Source organism: Microcoleus sp. Pol7_A1, from assembly GCF_036701085.1.
GTDB classification, from domain to species: Bacteria; Cyanobacteriota; Cyanobacteriia; order Cyanobacteriales; family Microcoleaceae; genus Microcoleus; species Microcoleus asticus.
On the sequence record NZ_JAUBQD010000021.1, the window covers coordinates 1 to 13093 of the forward strand.

The following is a 13093-nucleotide window of genomic DNA, read 5'->3' on the forward strand; positions in this document are numbered from 1 at the left end:
GCTTACTTAAATGGCTTAATTGGTAAGCGAAGAAATGTTTGAGTATAAATACTCATCGCAAAAGTGACACGCTCCCACCTATAATGACTTTAGATGACTTTAAATTTAATTTAGATAAATTTATGCAAATTAATCCAGAATTAATATTTTGGGAACCCATTAATGCCAGAGGATCAAATGGTCAAAGAATGTTAGCAGCAGGTTTAGATTTTGCCAAATCAATTATGACTAAAAAATCTTGGGCTGAAACTTTTATGAGACAATGGGAATTTATAGAAACAGCAGCAACAGAACTAGAATGTTTAGAAAAAATACATATTTGGCCAGATCCATCCTTAAAAGGTTTTGTCAATGAAGAAAAAATCAATTATTGGCTATATAAGCCAACTATAGAAAAATGGAATTAATCCTACTAGAATGGGCTAAAGCTCAACTACTAGAACCAGAAACCGGGTTTCTCACAACTTGGGCATTCAAACAAATATTTTTATATAGAAACTCGGTTTCTTAATTACAGCCCTAAGCCCAATGTATTAATTAATCAACTGCTTGAACGCATCGTATTCGCGAATTTTTTCTAAATCAGCTTCACTTTTTGCCAATTCTTTACAGACATTCGGATTGAGATTGAGGGCGCGCTTTAAATTTTCAATTGCTAATTCAATTTTACCTTGTAGCGCATAACATCGGGCTTTGTTGTACCAAATTCTGTAAAAGTCAGGTCGGATTTTAGCAGCATTGTCGTAGGAATCAATCGCAGCTTCGTATTTTTGCAATTTGGAGAGTGCAACGCCTCGATTGTTCCAAGCATCAGTATAATCATTTTTAATTTGTAGAGCTTGATTGTAAGAAATTACTGCTTGTTCGTACTCCTGCATTTTGGAAAAAGCAACGCCTCGGTTGTTCCAAGCGTCGGCATAATCTGGTTTGGCTTGAATTGCCTGTTCGTAGCAGCCGATCGCCTCCTGGTACTTCTGCAACTCCAACAATACCACGCCTCGATTGTTCCAAGCGTCGGGATAATTGGGGCGAATTGTAGTAGCTTGTTCGTAAGAGGCGATCGCCTCTGGATACCGCTGCATTCTCGTCAGCACTACTCCCCGGTTATTCCAAGTATCGGCTAAATCCGGCTGAATTTGCAGGGCAAGATTGTAAGCAGCGATCGCATCTTCATAACGGTTTTCAAAGAAACAAGCATCTCCCTGTTTAGCATAGTCGCTTGCCGTCACTAGCTGTTGGTAATTGCCATAGTTAACCGGAGCAAATTCTTGAATTTGGGCATCGGGCAATAACAAGTCTGTTTCTGCATCCGCCGCGTGACTTTGGTGTTGGATTTCGCCTAAGATACTTTCAGCGTCCGAAATTAATAGTTTTAATTGAGAGATTGTATCGTAATGGAGACTTTCAATTTCTTGGCGAGCAACTGTTGTCTGCTTGGACAATTTGCTCAACAGAAACCAAACCCCGACTCCGGCTGCTGTCGGAAACAAAGTTAGGGCAATTATCAGCCCGTTCAGCAGTACCGCCGTGCGCCCAAAAGCAATGTCAACTTCTTCTTGAACCCGATCGCGAATTTCGTCTTTCAGTTGCTGCTGTGGGAATTGCTGCTGAACCAACAGTGCGACCCTCGGTTCAGACGCAGAAACGCTACTGGCGCAGACTAGAATAGTCAAAAGGGCGATCGGGCTAATACTTTTTCTAAAGATACTTGACAAACGCATTGCCTTAGTGATACGCACCTGAGTTGCGATTTCCATGTGTCAAGAGATGCTGATAACGATGATCCCAGACTAGCCCATTTGTTCAAGAACTATTAAATACAGGATATCTGTTGTGCAGTCCCCCCCGATCAAATTGCTGACGCAAGAATTGCTAGACGAAGTTGCCGCTTCCTCCCGCCGCAGTCCCCGCCAGCGACAAAACTACAATTTCCACGATTTGTCTGAAAAAGTGCAGCGGTTTGTCAACGTGCTGCAACCAGGCACTTACGTTCGCCCTCACCAACACCTGCGCCCGCCTGCAATTAACGGTTTTGAGTTTTTTGTGGTGATTCAAGGAGAAGTCGGTATTGTTATTTTGAACGAAAACGGTCAAATCCTGCGCTCGTTGCGAGTCAGCGCTGCGGGCCCGACTCGCGCTGTCGAACTGCCAGAGGGCACTATTCACACGTTAGTAGCTTTGGCACCGGATACTGTGATTTTAGAGTTTAAGGAAGGGCCTTACGACGTGGGGGCGGATAAAGACTTTTTGGCAAGTTTTCCTGCTGAGGGAACTGCGGCGGCGCGAGAATTAGTCCTGATTTGGGAAGCCGAATTTAACAGTTGACTGATGACTGTTGACTGTTGACTGTTAAAAATCTAAAATCTAAAATCTAAAATCTAAAATCGATCGACTTATTACTACTGACTGATGAATCTAATTGTCGTCATCCGATTGTATAAATCCGGGGCGGTGCGAACAATTTTTCTCAGAAGTTCATCCGTCACCCAAAAGACGACGGGAAAGGAAAATGTTTTGCTGAATTCGCTGCATAGTAAGTTGGTAGAAACGAGCAATCGATCGATCGCCTGCACTGATTCCAAACCGAGGATCATTAAAGCTGTAGGCTGTTCCCCCTCTAGTTCTGCAGCGATTGTCCTGTAGAGAGTTGTTGCCGATTCGGGCAAAAACAGTTGCCGCGGTTTGACGGCACAAGTTGCTTGCAGCCGATCGACTATTTGCTGCCGCAAAACCAGCGAGTTGCAGTGGACTAAAACGAAAGAAAAGTAACCTTGGGAAAGACGGAGTGCCCGCATTAAAGTTGAGAACGACCGCTCGTTATATTTAGCTGAGTCGTACTTAGCTGCATCGTCTTTAGCTGTATTTTCTGAGCTTTTGTGGACCATAAATTGCAGGTCTTTCATCTAGTTTTATAGATTTTCTAGATTCAATGCTATTTCTAAATAAAATGTGAAAATGTTTTTTTGTAGTAAAAACATTTTGGTTACTATAGCACGGTTTTAAATTAATATCAATAGTTCGATCGACTAATTTGGCCCCGGCCGCTCAAAAAGCCACCTTCGACCGTACAACCAAAGTACAGCAGAAGGCAGCAGGCAGAAAGCAGAAGCAATATTTCGCAACGGTTTCAGCAATTAAGAAGGTTCTAAATGTCGGGCGCTGTTGTTAGATTAAATGTAATTAAACATACAAAAAAATTACCGTGAATTCTCAGCCAGCGGCAAAGTAAACCAAAAAGTTGCCCCTGCACCGGGACTGCTAATTACCCCAATTTCCCCGCCGTGAGCGCCAATAATTTGTCGGCAAAGATATAGACCCAAACCCAAACCAAGGGAGTGTCGGGATTGATAACCCCTAACGTAGAGGTCAAAAAGATGTTCGCACTGTTCCGGCAATATTCCCACCCCGTCATCTTCAACGGTACAGTAAATCATGCTACTTGGAGAATTAGGGATTGGGGATTGATAATTAGGGATTGGGGATTGTGGATTGGTAATCGGTAATTTGTCGATGTCTTGTTTTGCTTGTTTTTGATTTACAATTAATTTTTCCGCCTTGATTACTTGAGCGGAAACCGTTAAATTCAGTCCGGGCAGATTGTGTTTTAAAGCATTAGAAATTAAATTAGAAAACACGCGCCTTAACTGAGTAGTGTCAGCATTCACGGCGGGAAAATCATCTGGTACCAAATTTTTAAAATTAGCTTGAGCCTCATTCATTAAAGGCTCCAAATCTGCCGCAGCAACTTCAACCACCGCCCTCAAATCAACCCGATCGCAGTGCAAAACAAAACCGCGCAATTCCCCAGCGTGAACTTCCAAAAGCGAATTTATCAACCGCAACTGCTGCTCGCTACCTTGAATCATCCGCTCCAAAACAGAACGGGGAATTGCGATCGAATCCCCGGTTTTCGTCTGCCAATTTTTCAGCACCATTAACATTCCCGCTACCGGGTTTCGCAAGTCGTGAGAAAGAGCGTGGATAAACAGCCGCAGCGATTCTTGTGCCTGTTTGCGCTGCGTGATATCCTCAATTAAACCCTCATAATAAAGCAGGGAGCCGCTGTTGTCCCGTACCGCCCGCGCCTTCTCGGAAATCCAGACAATACTGCCATCTGAGCGGTAAATTTTAGATTCAAAATCCGATACTGTGCCGCTTTCCTCGATCGATCGCAAAAACTCATTTCTGCGAGCCGGATCGACGTACAACTGCCGCTCAATATCAGTAAACTTTGCCGTCACTTCTTCCGGGGAATCGCAGCCGTAAATCCGCGCCAAAGCTGGATTGGCAGTAATATAACGGCCATCGGGAGTGCTTTGAAAAATCCCCTCGCCCGCATTCTCAAAAATGCTGCGGTACTTCGCCTCCGCCTCTTCCAACTGCTGGTAAGCAGATTCCAACTCGCGCCTGGTACTAAACTCTTTCCGTTGCAGACATTCGTACCAATAAACGGACAAGTCACATATCAAACAAAACCAAAACAAATATAAGTACAACCCGGTCAACTTAAAAGGAGTATACTTAGCAAAACTTAGATTTAAAACCAAATTTATCCCGACGTGGCAACACAAAACGCCGAGTTGAGAAATCAGGTGGAGGCGCCAGCGGACGGGCATTAGCGTAGCTTGGATCAGAAACGCTAAAATCCAGGTAAAAATTGGTAATTCCCCGGCTTGTGCGACAGCTAGCCCAAGCTGTACAACCACCGTCAGCGACCACGAAAAACCCAAAAACAGCAAACCGGGATAGCGCTGTCCGAAGGAGGTTTTTTGCAATACAAAACAAGTCAACAAACCCAATTCTACAGCAGCGCTCGTGTACAAATAAACACTTTTAAACTCCTGGCGAGCGAAGAATCTTTCGCCCAGAAAATAGACCGTTATTGTGAAGGCAAAAAAGATGGCAATTGCGACAGCAGGGCGCAGCCGTTCTCGGAGGAAGCGATCGCGCCACACCTCGTAAACCGTTGACGCCTGAACTGATTTTGCATTGCCCAAATAGCTCATACCATTTTAGATTTTAAATTTTAGATTTTAGAGTGGGAAAGAGGGATCGTCCGAGTTGACAGCAGGTAGCGAAAACCAGAAAGTCGAGCCTTCTCCGGGAGTGCTTTCGACGCCGATCGAGCCGCCGTGAGCTTTGATAATTTGCTTGGACAGGTACAATCCCAAACCCAGCCCTGTTAATTGTCGGCTATTAGGGTCTTGAACGTAAAGTTCAAACAGAGATTCCCGCTGTTTGGCGCTGATTCCCACTCCATTATCTGTTACAGTACAGCGAACCATTTTTACGGTCACTCCGGGCAATTTGCTGCCGATATTGCCAATTTGACCCTGATAGCGGGGCACTTTGCAACTGCCGTCGATGTTGAATTTGGCCAGGGTTTCCTGATTTTTCTGGGTGGTCTCGCACATCCTAGGACGATCGCCCGCAGCAGATATCCCGTTAGCGATACAGCGGGCAAGCGGATTATTGGGCGAGGTTAAAGCCTGGGAATTTTCTTCATAACTTAGCGCTGTTTCAACTGCAATTACCTCGGCTTTAAAAGTTATATTGACTCCCGGAGGATTGTGTTTAATAGCATTAGTCAACAGATTTTCTAGCACCCGCTGCAAGTGTTGGCGATCGGCATTGACTTGTGGCAAATCCGCCGGGATTTCCTGAGTCAAAGTTGCTTGATTTTTGGCCAGCATCGGTTCTAAATCGGCAACAATGGTTGAAGCTAAAGACGGCAAATGCAGCGGTACAGTATTGAGAACAATACCTTTGACCTCGCTAGCGTGAGCGTCGAGCAGGGCATTAACCATAGTCAACTGGTGTTCGCTGGCCTGAACGATGCGCTGCAAAATCGATCGAGAAACCGGAACATCCTGTAGAGAGTCTGAGGGCGATTTGTTGAGCAAATTTTTTAGCAGTATTAACATTCCCATAACGGGAGTGCGGAGATTGTGAGAAACTGCGTGCAAAAATAGGTCTTTCAGGCGGTTGCTTTCTTGCAGTTCGTGCATTTTTTGCTGTAGTTGGCGGGTGCGTTCCTCCACTTGAGATTCCAAGTTGGCATTGAGATCTTTAACCTGCTGCAAAAGTTGGGCTTGCTGGAGAGCGATCGCCACTTGGGTAGCGAGTTTTTCCAACAAATCAATTTCAAATTCCTGCCACTGGCGGGGCCCCGAGCACTGGTTGACGGCCAAGATCCCGAACAATTGATCCCCCAGGAAGATCGGCACATTTAACGTCGCGCGAATTTGATAGTCGCTGTACAATTGGGCAATTGGAACGCTGAGTTGAACGCTAGCAGTATCGGAGATAGCTCGGACGCGGTTGTTAGCATAAAAAGTTCTCTGGTTTTCGAGGTGATTCTCGTCAGCGAGTGCCCACCCCAAAAGAGAACGGCATTGGGCATCCACAGACTCGGCCACAACCTTACCGTACACCGGGCTAGGAAGATGTACCCCCTCCACGTCCATAATACCGATGAAAGCGCGGTCTGCCTTGAAAAATTGCCGGACTTCGGCAACAGTAGTGTTGAGAATTTCTTCGATGTTGAGGGAGTTGCGAATTCGCAGGGCGATTTCTGAGAGCAAGCGATCGCGATCGGAGGACGCCCGCAAAGCGGTTTCCGCGCGGTGGCGTTCGGTAACGTCTTGGACTGTGGCGGCGATCGCCCCTGACTCAATTGCCGACTGTTCGCAGACAGTGCGTTCGGAGCCATCTGCCAGCACAATTCGGTAGTTAATGCAATAGGCTTGGCGCTCAAACATAGCTTGGCGCTGCGATCGCGCCACCAATTCTCGGTCTTCTGGATGTACGGCCTGCAAAAAAACTTCTGGTGTGGGTTTGACAGTTCCCGGAGCAAAACCCAAGAGGCGGTAAAGTTCGTTTGACCACAGCAATTCGATATTGGATATATCATGTTCTGCGGATTCTTCGCAGTTGTCAGTTGCTGTGAGGGCGGCGCAATTTAAATCCCAATTTCCCAAGTGAGCGATGCGCTGAGCGTTGGCTAAACTAGCTTCGCGATCGCGCAGCATGGCGGCTGTGCGGCGCACCTCCACCAGCGCTTGCTGGCGTTCTGCTACGGCGGCGGCCAACATCAGAGCCACAAGGGCGATCGTACCGGTAAAAGCTTGTAAAAACAAAACCGCCTGTTTGAGATTATCGCTTTTGGCCAAAAACGGGCCGCCTCCCTGTACTGCTCCCCAAATCGCGATGCAAGAGACGATCGAATAAGCAAAAATAGCTCCCGCCGGTTGAAACCGCAGGGCTGCCCAAACTATTAGAGGAAAAGGCAGGTACTCCAGCGGATACTGAGCGATCGCCGCCTGTGTTTTTGAGCAAAAAAACAGCCAGCTCACGCTCAGCAATAGAGTCAGCCACAGCGCTATTTCTGAATAATTAATAATTAAAAATATTAGATTATAACGGTTTTCAGTTGCAGAAAATGTGTGTCTGCGACTACTAATTGGTAGTTGATTATTCTGTCTGTTAAAAAATGCGATAAAAGTTGAAATAATGCGGGATTTTATTGGAAATTTAAAACTGTTAACGGCGTGGTTTAAAGTCAGCAGCACGGGCGTCACAATCAAAATTCCCATCCCGTCTCCGAGCCACGTAGTCCACCAGTTCTGAGAGAAATTGCTCCACCGATCCCAACCCAAAATGCACGTTCCCAAGTTGCCGAGGGTAGAGCCGAGGAAAGTAGACCCGATGACAGCGCCGGCCACCAAACCCAGAACATCTCGCAATCGATCGAGTTTGGTAGAAAATCCGCTCTCCCTCAGCAAAGCCTCCCCAGCCAGCGCTTGCAAGGTGACACTAAATGCCGATGTGGCAATGACGGCGGACGGTATACCGGCGGTAGAGTTTAACAGCACCGAACCGAGGGCAATTCCCGGCCACATCCGCCGCCCTTGCAGTAGCAGCGCCGCTAGAGCAATACCGGCAGGCGGCCACACGGGGGAGGCTTCGGCTTTTACCAGCCCCAGCATCGACGCTGCGAGTTTTCCGGTAACAAAGTAGGTCAGAGCCAGGATACCGGCGTAGAGAAGCGGTCGAGTGCGACGGTTGAGCAGTTTCATGTTTAGATGCGATCTAATCCTCCATTCCTAGTTTTTAATTTAGGCTGCTTTGGGGCGATCGTGCTTCCTCCTGGCGACTCACCTGACTGGGGGAGTGGGGAGTTGACTGTTGACTGTTGACTGTTGACTGTTATTCGTAGCAGCTACCCACTAACTAATGACTACTGACTACTGACTACTGACTGCTGACTGCTGACTAATGACTTCTTAAAATCCAAAACTCCGTTTCCCATCAGGCTTAACAGTAAGCCAATTGGTCTTTGCCATTGCCAATTGTTCCTCAGAAACTGTAGCGTTGGTAAGATTCGCCCCGCACAAATTTGCTCCCCGCAAATTCGCCTTAGCCAAATAAGCCCCCGTCAAGTCAGCACCTCGGAAATCCGCGCCTTCAAAATTGGCAGTGCTGCAATAAGCCTCAGTCAAGTTAGCATCTCGCAAATTCGCCTTAATTAACCTCGCGTGACCCAAATTTGCCCCCGACAAATCCGCTGCTTGCAAATTTGCCTTCACCAACCTGGCTTGATAAAAATTCCCCCCCGCTAGCTGCAATTTTTGCAGTTGCAGGCCAGACAGTTCGCAGTCAGCAAAATCGCGCTTGCCTTTAAAATATGCCGCTCGCAAGCTGTTGGTGTCCCACTTAACAACAGCTTTCGTTACCTTTGGCCCTGCTAAATTGTCGCTGGAAGGTGCAACCGTTCCGAAAGTTCTGCCGGACTCAGCCAGAGTTCGGGAAACTCTGGGCTGCATCCCCGTGTTCCCGGATTGGCTAAAGGAAGTTCTACCAATGCGGCTTTGGTTCGATCGTAAATCTTGATTGATTTTGTTCTGAGGCGGTGACCACGAAGAACCCGCGTCATTAAATATTGTCGGTTCTTCAACGGTACGAGAAGAGCCGTTAAATTGAGTTGCCAAGCCGTCCATCAGAGTTGGGTCTTCAAATTGGCCCGAGAGAGCTCTGAGGACATCTGCTGCCGATTGGAAGCGGTGGCCAACCATCGGCTTGAGCATTTTTTCGAGAATCCGTGCAAAATTTGGGCTTACCTGAACGTGGGGCTGCCAAACAATTTCGCCAGTTACTCCATCAAAATCTAAATCCTTGGGCGACTTTCCTGTGAGCAAGTACAAGCAAGTCATGCCCACAGCGTAGATGTCGCTGGCAAATATCGGCCGCAGCGCCATTTGTTCCGGGGGAGCGAAACTAAATGTGCCGACAGAAAATTTCGTGTTGGCGCTTTGGTCGGCGGGGTCTAATAATATTGTTTGGCTGACTTGATCTTTTACCGCTCCGAAGTCAATCAGAACTAAGTGGCTGTCTTGAACTCGGCGAATAATATTTGCGGGTTTAATGTCTCTGTGAATTACTCCTTGGCTGTGGATATATTGCACTACTGGCAGAATTTCTAATAGAAAATTTTTAACATCCGATTCGTTGAAACGGCCTGACTGCTTGACTTCTTGTTTCAAAGTCGAGCCTTTAACATACTCTTGAACTAAGTAAAATTGCTGTTCGGTTTCAAAATAGTCTAGCAGCCTCGGTACTTGCGGGTGGTCGCCCAGTTGGCCGAGGGTTTTCGCTTCTCGCTTGAATAATTCCCGCGCCATTTCTAAAACTCGCGGCGACGAACTACTGGGTCGCAGTTGCTTAACCACGCAACTCGGTTGACCGGGCAATGATATGTCTTTTGCCAGAAATGTAGCTCCAAAACCTCCTTGTCCTAAAGGTTCAGTGACTCGGTAGCGAGCGCGCAGCAATAACCGCGCACCGCAAGTCTGACACTGAAGAATAGAGTCAGCAGGGTTTTGAGGATGGGGACAGCCCGGATTTACGCAGTAGCTCATGTTAATTGAGTTTGCCTATGTTTTTCTGATTTTGCCAGCGTCGCTTGACTGCACAAATTGCCTGTTCCTGCTTCTGGTAGAAATACTGATCTATCAGTTGTCGGATGGCCGTGCGTCCGGTTGCGAATTGGAATTGCACCTAAGTCTTTTAGGCAGATATCTTTTCCCTATTTTGATTATCTAGCTGCTGTGAGTTTTTTCTGTGGATTATCCTTGAAAATAGTTTAAAGACTTGCTAAATTTGTCCTTTTTTGTGTAAAGTCTTCCTACACTTAGGTGAGCTTTCAAGAGTCCGGACAGTTTTTAGTTAGTAATCTGACACCCTCGATTTTCCGTTGGTAGCGAACTTGCCGAATCGCCTTGAAACCCTTATTCTAAGGTTGGCAATCAAAAACTGTCCGAAATATAGATCTTTGCACTGTGAGATATTTCTAGCATACCTCATTATCTGAATGAGAATGTTACTAATCCCCCCAGCAGCCATCAACATAAGTGACCGATCGCTCGTTTTTGCTTATGTATACCACAAAACTATTGACAAAATTAAATTATTATGGTAATAAAGGCTTTGCCGAATCAATTCTGTGACTGCACAGTCGAAGCCTGCCGGCGCAGACTAATGACTAATAACTACCGAGCACTGACAACTAACTACTGACTAAATTATGCGTATTTCTCTAAACTGGCTGCGGGAATTGGTGGATGTGTCGATATCCCCGGAAGAATTAGCCGAAACCCTGACAATGGCCGGGTTTGAAGTCGAAGAAATCGAAGACCGCCGCCCTTGGGCAAGCGGTGTAGTTTTGGGCAAAATCATCGCCTGCGAACAGCATCCGAATGCAGACAAATTGAGAGTTTGTCAAGTGGATGTCGGCTCTTCACAAGCTTTGAATATTGTTTGCGGCGCACCCAACGCTAGAGCAGACATTTACGTGCCTGTCGCTGTTGTCGGAACTTTTCTGCCGACTATTGATTTAAAGATTAAACCTGCTAAATTGCGGGGCGTTCCTTCCGAAGGAATGATTTGTTCTCTGGCAGAATTGGGACTGGCTAAAGAGTCAGCAGGCATTCACATTTTCGAGTTAGAAAATCCCAAATTGGGCAGCGATATTCGCCCGCTTTTGGGTTTAGACGACGTGATTTTAGACTTGACAGCAACTGCCAACCGTGCTGACGCTTTGAGCATGGTGGGTGTAGCGCGGGAAGTGGCGGCGCTGACTGGGGCGAGTTTGAGAATTCCCGAAGCGAATGGTGTGGCGATTGAGGGCAAAGAAAGTCCTGCTTTGGCAGTAGAAATATCGGAACCGCAAGGATGCCCGATTTACATCGGCACGGCAATTGAAGGTGTGAAAATTGCTGCTTCTCCAGCTTGGTTGCAGCAGCGGTTGCAGGCGGCGGGAGTGCGGCCGATTAATAATGTGGTTGACGTAACTAATTACATTTTATTGGAATGGGGTCAGCCGCTGCACGCTTTCGATCGCGATCGCCTGCAATCTTTCACTGGTACTCAAGATATCAGCATCGGCGTCCGCTTTGCTACAACAGGGGAATCCTTCAAAACTTTGGACGGACAAAACCGCAATTTGCAAGCTCAAAATCTGTTAATTACTGCTAGCGACAAACCTGTTGCCTTAGCTGGGGTAATGGGCGGCGAAGACACGGAAGTTCACGAAGGAACGCAAAATTTAGTTTTAGAAGCAGCGATTTTTGACCAGGCAACGATTCGCCGTTCTGCGCGCGCTCAAGGCTTGCGGAGCGAGGCATCGATCCGCTACGAACGGGGGGTGAATCAGGCGGCTTTGACGACGGCCTGCAACCGCGCTGTAGCTCTAATTTTGGAGTTTGCTGGAGGCGCTGCGACGGTTCAGAAAACGGCGAGCTCCGGCGATGATTTGAATTTTTCGCGATCGCTCGAATTGCGTTTAGACCGAGTAAATCTGGTTTTGGGGCAGTTGAAAAGAGGACAAACGGGCGGTTCTAAATATCTGGAACCGGAAGAGGTAAAAAACATTCTGACAGCTTTGGGCTGCGAAGTTGTTCCGACTGAAAAAGAACGGGTGTTTGCGATAACTGTTCCTCCTTACCGCTACCGCGATTTAGAAAGGGAAATAGATTTAATTGAAGAAGTTGCCAGACTCCACGGTTATGACAATTTCTGCGATACTTTGCCCAGCAAAACGGAACCCGGTTATCTGTCACCAGAATATGCGGCAATTCGGAATGTGCGATCGGCTTTTCGAGCTGCCGGTTTGACGGAACTGATGCACTATTCTTTGGTGAAAACTGAGGGAGACAATCAGGTGGTGCTGGCGAATCCGCTGTTTGTGGAGTATTCGGCTTTGCGGACAGAAATGCTGTCGGGTTTGATTGATGCTTTCGGGTACAATTTGGAACAGGGAAATGGCGCACTAAACGGTTTTGAAGTCGGCCGCATTTTCTGGAAAGATGGGGATGCAATGAAGGAAGCCGATGCAGTTGCGGGGATTATCGGCGGCGATCCGACTGTGTGGAAATGGCAGCAGGGAGGGCGCGATCGACCTTTGAGTTGGTTTGAGGCAAAAGGTATTTTGGAAAGCGCATTTCAAGAGTTGGGTTTGTCGGTGGAATATCAAAGCGATTCCTCGAATACACGCTTGCATCCGGGTCGCACCGCTGCGTTATCGTTAAACGGGAAACATTTAGGAGTTTTTGGACAGTTGCACCCGCAATTGCAGCAAGAAAAGGATTTGCCTGAGCAGGTTTACGTGTTTCAATTAGATTTAGCGGTGCTGTTGGGTGAATTAGGGCGATCGAGCATTTCGACTCGCAAGTTTGCGGGTTATTCGAGTTTCCCCGCTTCTGACAGAGATATTGCGTTTTTCGCGCCTGTAGAGGTTGCGGTTGTTGAGATGCAAAGTGCGATGAAAAAGGCGGCGGGTAGTTTGCTGGATTCGGTGGAACTGTTCGACGAATATCGGGGCGACAACGTACCGGCGGGCCAGCGGAGTTTGGCTTTTCGGTTAGTTTACCGCGCGGGCGATCGAACTTTGAGCGAAACCGATGTCGAACCGGCACAACAAAAAGTGCGCGATGTTTTAGTAGAGAAATTCGGCGTTAGTTTGAGAAGCTAAAATAGACCGCTACTCACCAAGGTCGGCCGGCAGGGAATTCATTCCCTGCCGGACTCAGGGAAAAAG

8 protein-coding genes are annotated in these 13093 nt (G+C 47.2%); 3 read left to right on the forward strand and 5 right to left on the reverse strand.

The window, feature by feature from the left end; all coding sequences use genetic code 11:
* Positions 1 to 83: 83 nt before the first annotated feature.
* Complete coding sequence (locus QUA20_RS14020) at positions 84 to 407, forward strand: hypothetical protein (RefSeq protein WP_333189419.1); 324 nt, start codon at positions 84 to 86, stop codon at positions 405 to 407.
* A gap of 126 nt (positions 408 to 533) precedes the next feature.
* Here QUA20_RS14020 and QUA20_RS14025 read toward each other — a convergent pair whose 3' ends face one another.
* Entirely contained in the window at positions 534 to 1757 is a 1224-nt protein-coding gene (locus QUA20_RS14025; protein ID WP_333189420.1) for a tetratricopeptide repeat protein, read from the reverse strand.
* A gap of 76 nt (positions 1758 to 1833) precedes the next feature.
* Between QUA20_RS14025 and QUA20_RS14030 the strand changes: the two genes are divergently transcribed.
* Positions 1834 to 2325 carry a WbuC family cupin fold metalloprotein gene (locus QUA20_RS14030; RefSeq protein ID WP_333189421.1) on the forward strand — a complete coding sequence of 164 codons (492 nt, stop codon included), beginning with the start codon at positions 1834 to 1836 and terminating at the stop codon, positions 2323 to 2325.
* Positions 2326 to 2399: 74 nt separating this feature from the next.
* On the opposite strand, the gene QUA20_RS14035 is transcribed toward QUA20_RS14030, so the two are convergent.
* From QUA20_RS14035 to QUA20_RS14050, 4 genes are all read right to left on the reverse strand, one after another.
* Positions 2400 to 2903, reverse strand: a complete 504-nt coding sequence (locus QUA20_RS14035) for a hypothetical protein (RefSeq protein WP_333189422.1) — start codon at positions 2901 to 2903, stop codon at positions 2400 to 2402.
* A gap of 294 nt (positions 2904 to 3197) precedes the next feature.
* Complete coding sequence (locus QUA20_RS14040; RefSeq protein ID WP_333189424.1) at positions 3198 to 5006, reverse strand: PAS domain-containing sensor histidine kinase; 1809 nt, start codon at positions 5004 to 5006, stop codon at positions 3198 to 3200.
* 27 nt (positions 5007 to 5033) lie between these two features.
* On the reverse strand, positions 5034 to 8078 hold the full coding sequence (locus QUA20_RS14045; RefSeq protein ID WP_333189425.1) for an MASE1 domain-containing protein: 3045 nt from the start codon (positions 8076 to 8078) through the stop codon (positions 5034 to 5036).
* 207 nt (positions 8079 to 8285) lie between these two features.
* The gene (locus QUA20_RS14050) at positions 8286 to 9917 is read right to left on the reverse strand and encodes a serine/threonine-protein kinase (RefSeq protein WP_333189426.1); all 1632 of its coding nucleotides are present in this window, start codon (positions 9915 to 9917) and stop codon (positions 8286 to 8288) included.
* Positions 9918 to 10582: 665 nt separating this feature from the next.
* On the opposite strand from QUA20_RS14050, the gene pheT reads away from it, so the two are divergent.
* Positions 10583 to 13027 carry a phenylalanine--tRNA ligase subunit beta gene (gene pheT / locus QUA20_RS14055; protein WP_333189427.1) on the forward strand — a complete coding sequence of 815 codons (2445 nt, stop codon included), beginning with the start codon at positions 10583 to 10585 and terminating at the stop codon, positions 13025 to 13027.
* Positions 13028 to 13093: the final 66 nt, after the last annotated feature.